The following is a 16,109-nucleotide window of genomic DNA, read 5'->3' as shown; positions in this document are numbered from 1 at the left end:
CCACGTGACTCCACCATGGGTCACATTATCCAACAGTGATGATCCGTGATACTTCATGCGACAAATGGGACAAGTCATCTGAAAGGGCCCGTATTTCGGACTGGCTGAAATGGAGATCGTTGTGTCGGCAGTGAAGATCATGTCGGCTATACTCCTGCGGTTTGCAGGTGCCAATCTTCTCCAAAATCTTCCCGTCCATTTGTCGGAAGCGGCTTGTCGCCAAGGCCTCCCTGTATTGATGGCAGAAGACACATGCGCCTGAGGGAAACGGCTGGGGCGGGGCGTGGAAGAGAAGTTCACCGTGAGGCGCGACTTTCCCCGCCGGACGAGGGCGACGGACTTCGCGCTCGTCTGGGCGGCTTCGGTCGTCTCCGCGATCGGCACGCGCATGCTCGGCGTGGTCTACCCGCTCCTGGCCCTGGCGATGACGGGCTCGCCGGCCGCAGCCGGGCTGACGGGGTTCGTCCTGACGGTACCGATCTTGATTCTCTACGTTCCGGGCGGGGTTCTGGTCGACCGAATACCACCCCGTAGAGTTCTCCTTTTCGCGGAATCCGTGCGAGCGCTCACCGTGGTCAGCGTAGGCGTGGCACTCTCCGTCGGCGGCCCGTCCCTGGGGCACATCGTGCTGGCCGCGCTGCTGGAAGGCGGGATGTGGGTCCTCCATTCGCTGGCGGGCACCTCGCTGATGCCGTCGCTCGTACGACCGGACAAACTGCGTGGTGCGGTGGCCAAGACCGAGAGCACCAACCATCTGGCGTCGCTCGCGGGCAGGCCGCTCGGGGGCTTGTTGTTCGGATTGGGGTTTTTTGTCCCTTTCGTAGTGAATGCTGTGCTTTTCACTCTTACCTATGTTTTGTCGCTCGGGCTGCGCACCCAACCCCGCAACGGCCCCGCGCCCCTACCGCTGCGCCGCAGCCTGCTGGAGGGGTTTCGCATCCTGGCGAGCCAGCCGTTCCTCCGTGCGTCGGTCGTGTTGATCACCATCACCAACCTGATGGTCAACGCCCTGATCATGCTCTTCGTCGCCGGCTCGGGCGACCTGACGCCGCTGACGGTCGGGATCGTGCTCGGGCTGGCCGGGGTGGGGGGAACCCTCGGAGGGCTTTCGGCCGCCTACATCAAGCCGAGACGGTTCATGCTCCTCATTCACATGTGGGTCTGGGTCATGGCACTGTCCACCGCCGCCGTAGGAGCGTTTCTGCTCCATGCCCGGCCGGCCTTCTTCGCCATGGCCCTGTTCATCACCGGCTTCGTCGGCGCATTGAGCAACGTGTCCATCAAGACCATGGAGGTGGAGTGCGTCGCCCCTGACATGCTGGCCCGCGTGGTCGGGGCCGCTCGGCTGTCGTCCCACGGCGCCGTCTGTCTTTCCGCGCCTCTGGGAGGCCTCCTGGTGACATGGTGCGATGTGTCGGGCGGCTCGATCGTCCTGCTCGTCGCGATGACATGTGTGGCCGTGGCCGGCACGGCCATGAGGGGTTTCCGGAGAAGCCTCATACCGCCTCCCGCGCAGCAGCACGTCTGACGGCTCGGATCAGAAAGCGGCATCGACCAGCCGCCTGGCGTCCTTGGCCATGTGGTGGGGAAGAGCGGGGGCCTTCGCGGAGATCGCCCGTTGAGCCAGGTCGACCGCCGAGGAGCTCTCGCCCGCGAGTTGTTCGACTCTCGCCGCGTACAACAGCAGCGGCCCGTGCTCCATGTCCCCTTCCGCCAGAGCTTCGACCATCTCCTGCTGGGCCTCTTTGATGCTGTCGGTCTGGGCGAGCGCGAGCGCGTGCGCGACCTTGGCGAACGGCCATCGCAGCGGCCTCGCCCGTTCGAGGTCCTGCAGCGCGGCATGAGGGCGTCCCATGCCGGCCAGGATCTGCCCGCGGCTGAGCAGCGCGTCGGTGTTGTTGCCCTCCCTGTCGAGAACGCTGTCGAGCACGCTCACGGCCGCGCCCGGATGGCCGCCATGCCACAGCGCCCACGCCAGCTCCGTCTGGATCGTGAGATCCCCGGGCACCCGGACCACCGCCGCGTGCAACTCGCGCACAGCGATCTCGGGTGACCCCTGCGCCAGCCGGAGCCGCCCGATGGCGGTGAGAAACGGCCCGACAGCGGTCACCGCTCCGGCGGTCTCGAGGCTCTTGGCGGCATTGCCGTAGTGGAGGATCGCGCCATCGAGATCCCCCCGCTCGTGCGCGATGTTGCCGAGCAGCGACTCGGCCCTGGCCCGCAGCCGGAGGTCGCCGTCGACGGACCCGGCCAGCGCCTCCTCGCAGAGTCCGGCCGCCAGCAGGAGATCGCCCTCGCGCACCGCGCTCTCCGCCTCGCAGAGGAGCTCCGCGGGTCCCGGCTGCGCCACGTGAAGGTGCGGTGTCAGGTCGTCCTGCTCGACGGGCTGGAGCATGCGGTCGTACGCGAGCCGGTACAGCCGTTCGCCCATGTCCTGGTCCGCCTGGAGGATGCGCCGCTTCACCAGCAGAGCGATCACGGTCCTGCCGATCCCCGCTGTCCTGATCGAGCTCTGCCTGACCGTTCTGCCGCCTCCCGCCGGATCGAGGAAGGTCAGCCGCAACCACGTCCTCAGCCGAGGGTCATCGCCGCTGAACCGCTCGGAGGCGATCTTCAGGAGCTCTCCCGCGTAGTGCCGCGACAGGGTCCTCTCGACGTGTCCGAACACGTCGCTCTTCGAGATCTCGGTGGTCTGCGCGGGCAGCGTGTTCCACAGCGCCTCGCAGACCACCTGGAGCTGGGCCGGGTCGGCGCCCTGTGGCTGCGGGCGGCTGCTGGAGCGGGTCCTGACCGTGACGAGGTCGCGTACCAGCCGTTCGGCCGCGCCTTCCGAGAACGCGCGTCCCGTGCCCTGGACCGGCCGGCGCGCCGCCTCCAGCGCGGAGCCGAAGCTCAACGCCTCGAGAGCGAGACGTTCCGGGGCGGAGCCGTCCGCGGCCGGGGCGGCTCGCGTCAGCTCCGGCTCGTACTTCCGCAGGTCCGCCAGCCGATCCGCGCGGATCGACAGCAGCAGGCGGAGGCGCGGATCCTGGCGCAGCGCCTCCGCGAGCTGGCCGAAGAACCAGTCACGGTAGCGCTGATGTCGCCGGCCGCCGGAGAAGAGCTCTTCGAGCTGGTCGATGGCCATCAGGGTGAGTGTCGGATCTCCGTACGCGTCCCGCTTGACGGGCCGGTTGCGCAGGAACGCCGAGATCGTCATGCCGGCGAGCCGGGTGGGGGGAGCCAGCGGGGACCAGGACAACAACAGGGCGAGGACGTACGGATTATGGGCAGGCAACGCGGCCCGCGGAAAAGAGGACCCGTAGGACACCCGCCCGAGGGGGAGGACGTCGATCCTGTTCGGGCTGAGGAGAGGCATCACTCCCGCCAGGATCAGCGAGGTCTTCCCGATCCCCGACGAGCCGTAGAGGACGCTCAGCCGCTGGGTCCGCCAGAGGTCGCACATCTGATGGGATTCCGCGTCACGCCCGAAGAACCGGTGATGATCCTCGGCGCGGAAGGCACGTAAGCCCTGGTAGGGCGTCAGCTGTGAGTCTGTGCCGGCAATAACCATGTCGATCCCATCCGCAGCCGCGTTTCACCGCACATTCCTCCGTGGCGAAAGACGGAATACATCTTCGCGCACGTGGTGGCCGCGCGCACCTGTCCGCAATGATTCACCCGTCCTCCGTCGCGAGAAGCGCGGGCCCTCGTGTTCGGCTGCGGCAGGAGCGAAGAAATGTTTCAGATGGAACTGTCGAACCTCGCCAGTTGCTCCTTGTCGTCGTTCAGGCAGGAGATCACCGCTGCCCGGAGTGCGGCGCTCTCCATCTCGCCCAGGCTGCTCAGCGGGATGTCGGACACGTCGATCAGGCTGCGGGATGTGTACTGTCCGTCACGCATACGCACTCCGTCCATTTTGGCCACCCGAATATCAAACAACTTGCGAGCACTTATCAGGCGCCCGCCCGGCCGGTCTCGCAGCACGTTCAGACAAGTTCCTTATTATGATTCTGTGATAAGCGACTCCACTTATCAACCTCTAGGATGAGCCTACGGTTACCGGCTCTTCGGGCGTGAAGCGGAGGATCGACATGGCAGAGCATTCGCAGCCCATGGCGCCTGCACAGAAGATCTGGGAAAGAGTCCCGAAGCGCAATCCCAACTTCACCGGCCGCGCCGACCTGCTGACGGCCCTCAGGAAGAGCATCAACACCGTGACCGCGGTCGTGGCCCAGCCCCAGGCACTGCAGGGTCTCGGAGGCGTCGGCAAGACCCAGCTGGCGATCGAGTACGCGTGGCAATATCGCGACCACTACGACCTGGTCTGGTGGGTCTCCGCCGACCAGCCGTTGCTCGTTCCGTCGGTGCTGGCGGGGATGGCCCAGGCCCTGGGACTGCCGTCGGCGACCAGCACCGGGGTGGAGCAGGCCACGCAGTCCGTGCTACGCACGCTGGAGAGCGGGGCGCCTTACAGGCGTTGGCTCCTGATCTTCGACAACGCCGAAGAGCCGGAATACATCAAGGACTTCATTCCCCGGGGCCCCGGGCACGTCCTCATCACGTCGCGGAACTCACGGTGGAGTGACCATGAGCCCACCATCGAGGTCGACGTCTTCAGGCGCGAGGAGAGCATCGCCTTCCTCGCGAGGCGTCTCGGCGATGCCATCGCTCAGCCGGAGGCGGACCTCCTGGCCGACAAGCTCGGGGACCTGCCGCTCGCGCTGGAGCAGGCCAGCGCCCTGCTGGCCAGGACCTTGATGTCGGTCGAGGAATACGTCTCGCTGCTGGACGAGCAGACCGGCCGGCTGCTCAGCCTGGAGAAGGCTCCGACCTATCCGCAGTCCATGACCGCCGCGTGGCAACTTTCCGTCGCCCAGCTGGAAGATCGAGTGCCCGCCGCGGTCGAGGTGCTGCGCTGTTGCGCGTTCTTCGGCCCCGAGCCCATCCCGAGGGACGTCTTCCGCCGCGGCAACCGAGCGGTCGGCCCTCGTCTCATGCCCATCCTGTCCGACCCGATCGAACTGACCAACGCCCTGAGCAACCTGGAACGCCTGGCGCTGGTCAAGGTCGAGCCGTCCGCGCGCACGCTCCAGGTGCACCGGCTCAACCAGGCGCTGCTACGCGACGAGACCAGTGAGAAGGACCGCACGGAGCTCCGCCACGAAGTGCACCTTCTCCTGGCGGGCAGCGCGCCCAGCGACCCCGACGACACGGCCAAGTGGGCCCAGTTCGACGAGCTCGCCGCCCACCTGGAGCCGTCGGGCCTGATCGACTGCAGTGCGCCGGTCTCGCGCAGGTTCGCCCTGAACCTCGTACGGTACCTGTACGTGCGCGGCAGTTACCGGCAGGCGCAGGCGCTGCTGAACCAGTACATCAAGCGATGGGCGGAGGCGAGCGGCGAACGGCACTCCGACGTGCTGGTGGCCCGCATTCACCTCGGTCTCGTTCAGCTGGCCCTGACCATGTACGGCAGCGCTGACCGGCTCATGGAGGAGACCGTCGACCAGATGATCGACGCTCTCGGTCCCGAGCACCCGGAAACGTTGTGGGGCATGAACAGCTACGCCGGGGCGCTGCGTGGCCGCGGCAACTTCCTTCGCGCCAGGGAGCTCGACGGGGAGGTCTACGAGGGCTACCGGGGGGTGCACGGCGAGACCGACAACAACACCCTCCGAGCTCGCAACAACCTCGCTCTCGACTTCGCCCTCACCAGCGACTACGCCGAGGCGCAGCAGATCTTCCAGGAGGTCTACCTCCACAGAAGCGTCACGGAGGGTGTCGGCCGGCGCGTTCTGCTCCTGACGTGGACCAATCTGAGCCGGGCCGTGCGGCTCAGCGGCAAGTTCCAGATCGCGACCGACATGGCCGAGGAAGCGTACACGTACGGGGTGTCGCATCTGGGAGACGACCATCCCATCACCCTGCGGGCGGCGAAGGACTTCGCCATCTCGCTGCGCAGGAGCGGGCGGCTGACCGAGGCCCTGGAACTGATGCGCGACACCCACACGCGCCTGGTCCGGCTGTACGGAGACGGCAACGCCGACACGATGGCGGCGGCCATCGCCCTGTCCAACGCGCTGCGGGCGGCCGGTGAGCTCGGAGAGGCGAGGGAGATGGCGCAGCGCGCGCTTCCGTACTACCCGGGGGTGTTCGGGGACGATCACCCGTTCACCCATGCGGCCCAGGTCAATCTGGCGCTGCTCATGCGCCTGGACGGGGAGGCCGCCGCGGCGCGGGAGCTCGACGAACGGGCCTTGGCCGCTCTCTCCGAGCGGATCGGCCGGGATCACGACTATTCCGTGACGTGCGCCATCAACCTGCAGAACGATCTGGCCGCGCTGGGGCTGCACGAGCAGGCCCGCCTGCTGGGCGAGGAGAACCACCGGCTGATCCAGGCTCGCTTCAACCCGGACCACTACCTCAGCCTGGTCTGCGCCGCCAACCTGGCCCAGGACCTGCAGGCGACGGGGATGAAGGGAGAGTCGGAGCGGCTGCTGACGGAGACCATGCAGCGGCTGGGCGCGGTCATGGGGCGTGACCACCCGGAGACTCTCGCCGTTCTCGCAGGCGAGCGGCTCAACTGCGACTTCGACCCGCCGCCCATCTGATGCCCGCCCGGGTCACGTGGGGGTGTCGGCCCAGGCCGCTCTGTGCTCGTCGGACCGCAGCCGGGCCTGGACGGCCGCGGCCGGCGTGACCGGCTCGGCCAGCCAGCGGGCGAGCGTGTCGCGCAGCGTGGCGACCAGGTGGGTGCCGGCCTCCGTCAGCGCGCCGCTGCCGAGCAGGGTGCCGGTGACCTGGTACGCGGCCTCGCGCCAGCGGGCGAACTCCACCTGCGCCCGCTGGGCGTGCTCCGGGTCGCCGGTGTGCCGCCGCCAGAATCTCGCGACGCCCGCGTGCGCGTACGCGCCGTGCAGCAGTCCGAAGGCCGGGCGCGGGTCGGGACGCCACGGCGCGTAGAAGCGGCGGCCGTCGTCGGGGGCGACCAGCTCCACCACCTCGCTCAGGGCGTTCAGCTTGGCGTGCTGGAGCTCGTGCGTCAGGGTGAGGGCCATGCCCATCCCGTCGATCGGGTCGGACAGCGCGATCGTGCCGAACGTGTCCCGCGCGGAGGCGCTGTGCTGTTCGAGCGACGTGCTGACGACGGGCGTGAGCACCGAGACCGCCGTCGCGAGCTCCCCCGCCACCTCCGGGTGGCGGGTCAGCAGCACCTGCCAGGCCTCGCGCAGGGCGGCCGCCCATCGTTGCCGCCGCTGGCCGGTCAGGCGGTCGCCGACGTCGTCGTCCGGCCAGCGGTAGGTGTCGAGGTCGTCGATGGTCATGCGCACGTCCGGTGAGACGCGGACGTGATGCAGGAGCTGCCAGCCTGGCCCGTCGTCCGACAGGCTCACCCGGTACGCGTGACCGCCGACGTGCAGCTCCGCCCCGTCCTGCGCGGGTTCGACGGTCGCCTGGACCACCTCGGGCAGGTCGCCGGGCAGGGCCAGCAGCCCGAGCGAGGGCAGCATGAGCTCGCCGCCGCGCACCGGCACCTCCAGGCTGCAGGCGCTGCGGGTGCGGATCGCCGCGGCCAGCGCGACCGCCGCGAGCCGCCCAGGGTCGCCGCCGCCGGCGGGCGACTCCCGGCAGGTGTGCAGCGCCCAGGCGCCCACCGCCGGGTGGCGCAGGCAGCGGCCCACCTCCTCAGGGAAGGAGGTCTCCACCCCGGACAGGGTCTCGTAGGCGCGCGACACGAGGGCCGCGTGCGGGTGTCCCGCCTGGCGTGCCTCTGCCACGAGCAGGCGTACGAGGAGCCGGTGTTTGCTCGCCTGGGCGGCGCACAGCTCGCCCACGGCCCGCGCGCCTCCCTCACCCGCGGCCAGCGCGGCGAACGCTGCGCCGGACACGTGGTGGACGGCGCTCATCCGGCTCCCCGGAGCCGGGCCACATCACGCTCGCAGCGCGTCGCGATGTGCGCGATCAGCCGGTACAGGTCGGGACAGTAGACGGACGGCTCGGCGAAGCCGGTGACCGGGTGGTAGCGGTGGGCGTAGTGGCCGCCCCCGCAGACGGACATGAGATCACAACGGTGGCACGTGGCGGAGAGCGCCTGCTCGCCGATCTGCCTGGCGACGATCGCGGGGTGCCGTAACGCCCTGTCGAGAGAGTCGCTGAGCACGTGGAGCCGGGTCTCGGTCGCGCCGTGATAGGCGCTCTTCAGGATGTCGGACTGCTCGATGCCGCCGTTGGTCTCGATCACGACCATGCGGACGGGCGACAGCCCGACCCGTTCCGCCCGGGAGGAGCCGCCCATGACCAGGCGCATGATCTCCCGGAAGAGCCGGACCTCGGTGTGCAGGACCGGGCTCTCGTACCAGCGGTCGAAGACGGGGATCAGCCAGTCGGCGTACGGCGTGGCCGGCGAGCCGGGCTCGCGGAAGGGCGGCGGCGCGGCCCAGTTGCCGTGCGGCAGCAGGAAGTCGATGGCCGGCGGGTCGTACTCCAGCAGCGCCTCGTACGTGCGCAACGGATCGTTGCGCACGTCGATCGTGCACAGGATGCCGCTGAACAGATGGTGGTAGGGCCCGGCGGTCAGCCGCCACAACGACTCGCTGACCTGGGCATGGCTGCCGCGGCCGTCGGCGAAGCGGCGGTGGCGGTCCTGTCCCTCGGCGTCGCCGTCCAGGCTCACCCCGACACGCACCTCCAGCGACTCGAACAGCCGCAGGTACGGCTCGTCGAGCCGCACCCCGTTGGTCTGGACGCTGACGTTGACCCTGGTGCCCGTGTCGACCGCGCCGCGCACGCCCTCGACCAGCCGGGTGATGAGCGCGGGGCCGGCGAGCAGCGGTTCGCCGCCGTGCAGGATGACGTCGATCTCCGGCAGGTCGTGGCGGGTGGCGTGCTCGGCGATCCGTTCGACCGTACGGTCGGCGATGGCGTCGGACATCCTGCGCGGCTGGTCGCGCCAGCTCTGGTCGGCCATCTCGTACACGTAGCAGTGGCGGCAGGACAGGTCGCAGCGGCTATGGATTTTCACGATGAACTGCTGAAAGGCGAGCGGTTTCCACCCGGTCGCCAGCAGTGCCTCGACGTCGAGGAATTCCGGGAACCCCAGGGTGAGCAGCGGTCTCGATGCAGGGTTTCCTGACAACGGATACCTCTTCGCTCTCGCGCCCCAACTGGCCGTGGCTCATGGCGGAGTGCTGCGTTGGACCCCGGTCCTTATGTCTCATGACTTGGACGGCGCGTCAAGATTTATGGCGATTTAAGCGCTTTTCTTCTTGGTAATAGAGCAACTCCTCAAAAAACAGGAAGAGCTCATCGATTTCCGCGATGAGCGGCAGCCAGTCGTACATGCCGAGTCCGCCGGGCTCCAGCGGCGACAGCAGGTGGGCGGTGGCCCTGAGGGCGCTCGGCGGGATCTCGATCGGCATGGTCCGCGCGTCGCCGTCGCGGAAGGCCAGGGCGAGCGGGTGCAGCAGCCCGCGTACGCCGAGCGCCTCGAGCGCGAGCTCGGCCGGCTGCCAGGGCATCGTGCTGTCGGCGGGCGTCGGCGTGCCCGCATTGGCCAGAGCCACGAGGACGCGCAGTTCGGGAGGCAGATCGCGGAGAACGCGCGGCAACAGCTCCGACTCGGCGTGCCGCTGCCTGCGTGCCAGAAGGAGCAGCATCTCCGGACACCCTTCGCGCAGCCCACGCAGCACGTCCGGCACGCACTGGGTGGGCGAGCGCTCAGAAACGGCCAGCCGGCGCCCGATGGCCTGCCTGACGATCGCGAGCGGTTCGGCCAGCATGGCCTCCACCAGCCGCTGATAACCGTCGTCGGGGTCCTCGCGGAGCGCGTGGGCGTAACGTCCGACCGGGTCTGCGGCGCGCGTGCCCGCCTCGCGGGCCAGGCGGTCGAGGTCGCGCCTGGACTCCGCGCCCGCCACCGCGTGACGGACGTTCGACGCCGCCGGCGACCTCCAGAGCAGGGCCGCGGCGACGAGCGCGGCGACGCCGCCGGCGATCAGCGCCCACCGCAAGGGGAGCACGCCGGCCGCGGGCGCCGCGGCGAACAGGGCGGCCGCCGCGACGACGGCCAGGGCCAGCAGGGAGAGCAGTCTCGTCCGCCCGCGCACGGCGGCCGTGGCGGCCCTGCTGAACTCCAGCCAGTCGGCCGCGGCCCGCGCGTCCCTGGCCTCGGTGATGCGTTCCACCAGCTCCGCCCGGCGGGCCGGCCAGTCGGGGCGCCGCTGCCGCTCGCGCTCCAGCCGCTCGGCCACCTCGTCGAGCCTGCGCTGCAGTGCCAGCACCTCGCCCTGGCGCGCCGCGACCAGCTCGTCCATCCGCGTCCGCAACTCCCGCAGAGCCTCGTCCCGCGGGAGCGGCTCGCCGGAGCCGGCCGGGATGGCGGCGAGCCGCTTGACGAGCTCGTCGAGCGCGCGCACGAAGCCGGGGGAGCCGTCGGCGACCAGGACCACGTGCATCGCCTCGCGCAGTACGGTGAGCACGGTGGGGCTGACGTACCCCGAGACCAGGAGCGCGGTGAACGCCGCCGGAGCGCCGGAGCGCCTGGTGAGCAGCTCGTCGGCGATGGCCGCCTCGTCGTCGAAGAACACGGCCTCGGACAACCTGATCACTGCTCTCGGCGCGGACCCGCCGGGCAGCTCGAACGACGTCACGGTGCCGTTCTCCTCGACCCGCTCGGCGGCGATCCCGCAGGCGCGCAGCTCCCCCTCGACAAGCGTCACCAGGGCGGCGAAACCGGGCGCGCGCCCGTGCCGGGCGGCGGCGGCCGCGACCAGCCCGGCGTCGATGAGCCCCCCGGGAGCCGCGGCGTCGAAGCCGGCCCAGGCCAGCTGGAGCAGCAGGCGGAGGTTGCCGCCGCTGTGCCGCAGCAACTCCAGCACGCCCGCCTCGGTGAACGGCCAGATGTCGTCACCGTCCGACTGCCGGGCGGCGTTGATGTACGTGGCCAGCACCAGCGTCGCCTCGCCGGGAGTGAGCGGCAGCATGTGGCAGGCGCCGGCGCCCAGCCGCTGGCGGAGATCCTGCGGCAGGCACTCCCAGCCCGCCCCGCTCGCCACGAGGACGAGCATCCCGCGGGCCCGGGGGACGGCCTCGACCAGACCGTGCAGGATCCCGATGTTCCCCGGCACCGGGTCGCCGTCGTCGAGCAGGAACTTCTCGCACTGGTCGAGCACCATCACGAACGGCCGCCCGCCCCTGGTCACCAGCCTGGTCAGCAGTTGCAGGCCGTAACGGCAGGTGAGGGGATCGTCGATCTGGGCGCTGACCCCGAGCGCCCTGGAGGACTCCGGGCTGATCGGCCGCCCGCACAACCAGTCATAGGCGTCCTCGGCGAACCCGGGCCGCGTCAGGTACGACAGCGCCCGCTGGAACTGCGGCCAGTCGCCGGCCACCGCGGCGATCTCCTTGGCCTGCTCCTCCAGCACCTCACCGGACTCCACCGGATCTGGACCGAACGGGCCGGGCTGCCGCGGCTCCCCGGCGGCCGGCCCCACCGCGCGCCCGGACAGGTCGTCCGCGAGCGTGTCGAGGTAGCTCAGGCTCAGCTCCGCCAGCAGGCTCAGCGGAAGCTGGGAGACCATACGCCGGTACGCGGCGACGAAGTCGTCGTCCTGGAATCTCAGGTAGAGCTGAACGGCGTCGGGAGACTCCTCGTTGACGACCGCCATCATGGACCGCGCGGCGTGCGTCTTGCCGATCCCGTGGGCGCCGTACAGGCAGGACAGGCCGCCGTCGCCGTCGAACGCCGCCAGGTAGGCCCGGGCCTGGCGCACGACGTCGCGCACGCCCGGCAGGAGCGCGGTGGGCGTGGTGCGCGCCCAGTCGCTCAGGAAGCCCGGCAGGGACGTCTCCTCGGCGCTGGACGTGCCACGGGCGGGGAAGGGGTTGCGCGCGGGGTAGTCAGCCATCGATGCCTCCAAGCCCGTTCCATCTCTCGCGCTGGTACATGCGGTTCACCAGCCAGCTCTCGGGCATGTGCAGGTCGTCCGTGGGCCAGGGGTCGTCCTTGTCGTACTCGCGCAGCCGGAACTCCAGCAGCAGCTCCAGATGTTGCATGGCCCGGCCGACGGTGTACGGGCGCCCGCTGAAGGCGCTCTTCACGCCTTCCTCGTGGAAGGGGGAGGGCGGCCGGCCCGTCCAGCGGTCGCGCGCCAGGTGGGCCACCTGCTCCCCGGTCAGGGCGGCCAGGTCCACGACGCGCACGCGGGGCGCCAGCCGCTCGCGTTCCGCCCTGGTCAGCCGGAAGGTGTTGGCGTGGTCGTAGTCGTCGACCGTGAACACGACGACGGTACGGGTGTTCGCGAACACCTGGGTGGCCAGGGTGATCAGCTTCTTCGTCGGGACGCTCTCGTACCTGATGCCGAAGCCTCCCTTGGCCGCGGCGTAGGTCGAGCCCGTGAGCCCGGCGATCTCCTGCAGGTCGTACGCGTTCATCTGGTCGGTGTGCGCCCGCCTGCCCAGCTCGGTGAAGCGCTCGCGCAGCACCTCGGGGATGGCGATCGCCTGCTCGTTCATCTTGTTGCGCAGGGAGAGCAGCGTCGAGCACATCACCGGATAGGGGTCCTGGGTCATCTCCTCGGGCTCCGCGCAGTGGGTGGCGAAGCTCTCGCCGAGCCCGGCGGCGTCCCTGTAGAGGCTCATCACGTGGTTGGCCAGGGACGTCCTGCCGCTCTTGCTCACGCCGTTGATGAGGAAGAACACCGGGCGATTCCCGCTGACGGCCGTCTCGACGGCCTCCTTGATCGCCGCGAGCCGCACGAAGCCGGCCAGCTCCAGCAGGCGTGCGCGGTCGGCGTCGTCGGCGACGGCGTTCAGCGGCCGGCAGGTGTACGGGTTGCCGGACCGCAGGCCGTAGAGCTCGTAACGGGCGGTGGCGGGGGGCATCTCATCCGCCGATCATGGTCAGGTAGGCGGGCAGCTCGCCGGAGGACGCCTCGAACGCGGAGCCGGCGAACAACGGCGCCAGGAGGGCGTTCGTGTCGTGGTGGGCCTGGGTGAGGCGCTGCAGCTCGTCGGCCTGGGCGCCGAAGCGCGCCTGGAAGCCCTGGAGCACGTCGGTGACCAGTTTGTCCTGGTAGGCGAGTTCGAGCGCGACCAGCAGGGCCGGCTGTCGCACCACGTCCGCGAACAGCTCCGGGCTCTGCACCCGCAGCACCACCAGCCGCACCACCAGGTCGGTGTGCAGGCCGGCGAGGCCGGGGGTGTTGTCGATGACGGCCTCGGTCACGCGCAGCAGGTTGAGCACCCGCTTGATCTTGCGCGGGTTCGGGGCGACGATCCGTTCCAGTGTCTCCACATGCCTGGCGGCCATCTCGCCGGGGAGCGAATCGCGGATGAAGGCCCCCACCTCCGCCGGGCCGAGCGGGTAGAGGTGCAGCGGGAGCTGGATCATCTTGTCGAGGTAGTCGTCGGCGATGGTGGCGTGGTCGGAGAAGCCGAACGGCTGATATTTCACCGACACCCCGCGGTCGACCACGTCCTTGGCGAGCGCGATCACCACGAAGACGTTCCTGAGGTCGAGGAACAACTTGATCGATTCGAGCACGTCGATGATCTGGTCGGGCTCGCACCTGTCGAGGTCGTCCACGAAAAAGATGATCTTCCTGCCCGTGGCGGCCAGGCGGTCGGCCTCCTGCTGCAGCAGCCCGCGCAGCCGGCCGGTCTGGCTGTCGACCTGGCCGCGGAGCTCGGCGTACTGCTGGGCCAGCCTGCCGATCTTCTCCACGCTCACGGAGCCCAGGTTGACTCTCTTCAACACCTCGTCGGCGGCGAGGTTCAGCATGATCGCGCCGAGCCGCCGTACGGTGCCGGCGAAACGGCGGCCGGGGTCGGCGTTGAGCGTGTCGTGCAGGGCGTTCAGCAGCGGAAGTAACATCTCGGGCTCTCGGCGGTGCACCCACGGGTTGAAATGCACCCGGACGAAAGCGTCGCCGTGCTGATCGAGCAGCCGCTCGTCGACCATGTGGAGCAGGGTGGACTTCCCGCTTCCCCACGCGCCGAAAACGCCGATGGTCAGAGGCGTCTGCGTGCGGGGATGGGTGATGACCGAAACGAGCGGATTAACGTAGCGCCGAAACTGGAGCAGATCTCCTCGCCAATCCACCGGCGCGTCCGAGAGCATCGCGAAATCGGGCATCGTCCCTCCAGCAAGAGCATGCCTCTTTTATTTCGCCGAATGCCCGTGGTTATCTAACTGTGATAACGCTGGACACGTCAACCCCGTGCGAGGTAGGCGTCCACCTCGGCGAGATAGGCGTCCTTGACGTGCCGCGGCAGCCAGGCGATCTCGAAAGCGTCGCGTTCGAGCCGGGCCAGCTCGTCCCTGGTGAGCTGGAGCGCGCCCTGCAGGGCCTCCAGGTTCTCCCCCACGTAGGCCCCGAAATAGGCAGGGTCGTCGGAGTTGATCGTCACCCGCACGCCCAGATCCATCAGCGTGCGGATGCCCTCGGCCTTCATCGAGTCGGTGACGTAGCCGTTGGAGATCGGGCAGCAGGTCAGCCCCATGCCGCGCTCCAGGACCACCTCCACCAGCCGCTGGTCCTCCAGGATGTTGACGCCGTGGTCGATCCGGTTGACGCCGATGTCCTCGACCGCCTGGCGGATGTGCTCGACCGCGTCGTCCTGGTCGACGTCGCAGTGCATCGTCAGGAGATAACCCTCCTGCCGGGCCCGCTCATAGACCGCCGCGAACTTGACCGGCGGGTTGCCCCGCTCGTCGGAGTCGAGCCCGACGCCGGCGATCCACTCCTTGTACGGCAACGACTCCAGCAGCGTGGCCATCGCGTATTCGGCCTGGAAGTCGCGCAGGAAGCACATGATGAGCTGCGCCCGCACCCCGAGCCGCGCCTCCGCGTCCATCAGCGCCCGCCGCAGCCCTCGGATCACCACGTCGAACGGCACCCCGCGCGAGGTGTGGGCCTGCGGGTCGAAGAAGATCTCGGCGTAGCGGACGTTCTGCTCGGCGGCCTTGCGGAGGTAGGCCATGGCCAGGTCGTAGAAGTCGGGCTCGGTGCGCAGCACCCGCATGCCCTCGTAGTAGATCCGCAGGAAGGACGGCAGGCTGTCGAAGGTGTAGGCGGCCCGCATCTGCTCGACGCCCGCGTAGGGCAGCCGCAGGCCGTTGCGCCTGGCCAGCTCGAACTTGAGCTCGGGCTCGAGGGTGCCCTCGATGTGCAGGTGGAGCTCGCACTTGGGCAGGCCGGCGATGAAGTCCTTCACCTGTCCACCCTAGAAGATGCCCGGCCACCTCAGAAGACGAACGCCAGCCCCACTGCGAAGAGCAGCCCGTACGCCATCTGCAGTTTCCCCGTCTGCTGCAGCACCGCGATCAGCGCGGGACCGACCGCCTTGCCCAGCACCGCTCTGATCGGCGAGACCGCCAGCGGCGCGGCGAGCAGTGCGAGCGCGGCCCACGGTGTGATCGGGATCATGGCCAGCGCCACCAGGAACGGCACCACCTGGCAGGCGACGTAGAGTGCGCGGGTGCGCTCGGCGCCCAGCAGCACGGCGAGCGTGCGCTTACCCGCCTGGCCGTCCGTGCCGACGTCGCGCAGGTTGTTGACCACGAGCATCGAGCACGACAGCAGCCCCACGGGGACCGACGCGACGAGCGCCGCCCAGCTGAGCGACCCGGTCTGCACGAAGGCCGTGCCGACCACGGGCACCACCCCGAAGAACACGAACACGGCGACCTCGCCCAGCCCACGGTAGCCGTACGGGCGCTTGCCCCCGGTGTAGAACCAGCCGGCCGCGATGCACGCCGCCCCCACCAGCAGGATCCACCACGCCCGCGTGACGATGACCAGGACGAGCCCCAGCACCGCCGCCACGGCGAAACTGCCCAGCGCGGCGGTCAGCACCTGCCGCGGCGTGGCCGCCCGCGAGCCCACCAGCCGCATCGGGCCGACCCGATGGTCGTCGGTGCCGCGGACGCCGTCGCTGTAGTCGTTGGCGTAGTTGACGCCGATCTGCAGCGAGAGCGCCACGAGCAGCGCCAGGATCGCCCGCCACCACACGAAGCCGCCCTCGCCGATGGCCACGCCGGTGCCCACCATGACCGGCACGACGGCGTTGGGGAGCGTGCGCGGGCGGGCGCCCGCGATCCACTGACCGGAGGTTGCCATGTCGTCGAC

General features: G+C 69.5%; 11 protein-coding genes. 2 read left to right on the top strand and 9 right to left on the bottom strand.

The features are described 5' to 3' along the window. Nucleotides 1-283 precede the first annotated feature (283 nt). On the top strand, nucleotides 284-1,528 hold the full coding sequence (locus ACZ6SA_RS03865) for an MFS transporter (RefSeq protein ID WP_465826478.1): 1,245 nt from the start codon (nucleotides 284-286) through the stop codon (nucleotides 1,526-1,528). 9 nt (nucleotides 1,529-1,537) lie between these two features. Here ACZ6SA_RS03865 and ACZ6SA_RS03860 read toward each other — a convergent pair whose 3' ends face one another. Both ACZ6SA_RS03860 and ACZ6SA_RS03855 read right to left on the bottom strand, forming a co-directional pair. Then, entirely contained in the window at nucleotides 1,538-3,553 is a 2,016-nt protein-coding gene (locus ACZ6SA_RS03860) for a tetratricopeptide repeat protein (protein ID WP_465826476.1), read from the bottom strand. Nucleotides 3,554-3,723: 170 nt separating this feature from the next. Continuing rightward, on the bottom strand, nucleotides 3,724-3,882 hold the full coding sequence (locus ACZ6SA_RS03855; RefSeq protein ID WP_347620308.1) for a hypothetical protein: 159 nt from the start codon (nucleotides 3,880-3,882) through the stop codon (nucleotides 3,724-3,726). Between the two features lie 191 nt (nucleotides 3,883-4,073). On the opposite strand from ACZ6SA_RS03855, the gene fxsT reads away from it, so the two are divergent. Next, nucleotides 4,074-6,590: an FxSxx-COOH system tetratricopeptide repeat protein gene (gene fxsT, locus ACZ6SA_RS03850; RefSeq protein WP_465826474.1), complete on the top strand. Its 2,517-nt coding sequence runs from the start codon at nucleotides 4,074-4,076 to the stop codon at nucleotides 6,588-6,590. A gap of 12 nt (nucleotides 6,591-6,602) precedes the next feature. Here the strand turns inward: fxsT and ACZ6SA_RS03845 are convergent, their stop codons facing one another. The 7 genes from ACZ6SA_RS03845 to ACZ6SA_RS03815 form a co-directional block, all read right to left on the bottom strand. Continuing rightward, nucleotides 6,603-7,886 carry an HEXXH motif domain-containing protein gene (locus ACZ6SA_RS03845; RefSeq protein ID WP_465826473.1) on the bottom strand — a complete coding sequence of 428 codons (1,284 nt, stop codon included), beginning with the start codon at nucleotides 7,884-7,886 and terminating at the stop codon, nucleotides 6,603-6,605. After that, nucleotides 7,883-9,115, bottom strand: coding sequence for an FxsB family cyclophane-forming radical SAM/SPASM peptide maturase (locus ACZ6SA_RS03840; RefSeq protein ID WP_465826471.1), 1,233 nt, complete (start codon nucleotides 9,113-9,115; stop codon nucleotides 7,883-7,885). Before ACZ6SA_RS03840 ends, ACZ6SA_RS03845 begins: the two co-directional genes overlap by 4 nt. A gap of 97 nt (nucleotides 9,116-9,212) precedes the next feature. Next, the gene (locus ACZ6SA_RS03835; protein ID WP_465826470.1) at nucleotides 9,213-11,885 is read right to left on the bottom strand and encodes a hypothetical protein; all 2,673 of its coding nucleotides are present in this window, start codon (nucleotides 11,883-11,885) and stop codon (nucleotides 9,213-9,215) included. Beyond that, nucleotides 11,878-12,861 (bottom strand): hypothetical protein, encoded by a 984-nt coding sequence (locus tag ACZ6SA_RS03830; protein ID WP_347641554.1) that lies wholly within the window; start codon nucleotides 12,859-12,861, stop codon nucleotides 11,878-11,880. The genes ACZ6SA_RS03835 and ACZ6SA_RS03830 overlap by 8 nt, the downstream gene beginning before the upstream one ends. 1 nt (nucleotide 12,862) lies before the next feature. Further along, nucleotides 12,863-14,098, bottom strand: coding sequence for a KAP family P-loop NTPase fold protein (locus ACZ6SA_RS03825; protein WP_465826639.1), 1,236 nt, complete (start codon nucleotides 14,096-14,098; stop codon nucleotides 12,863-12,865). A gap of 92 nt (nucleotides 14,099-14,190) precedes the next feature. Continuing rightward, entirely contained in the window at nucleotides 14,191-15,195 is a 1,005-nt protein-coding gene (locus ACZ6SA_RS03820) for an adenosine deaminase (RefSeq protein ID WP_347641556.1), read from the bottom strand. Between the two features lie 29 nt (nucleotides 15,196-15,224). Then, nucleotides 15,225-16,100, bottom strand: a complete 876-nt coding sequence (locus ACZ6SA_RS03815) for a 1,4-dihydroxy-2-naphthoate polyprenyltransferase (protein WP_347641557.1) — start codon at nucleotides 16,098-16,100, stop codon at nucleotides 15,225-15,227. Nucleotides 16,101-16,109: the final 9 nt, after the last annotated feature.

Source organism: Nonomuraea sp. NPDC049378 (assembly GCF_055586745.1).
Note: the sequence above shows the minus strand (reverse complement) of the source record. Positions and strands in the feature narration are given on the sequence as shown.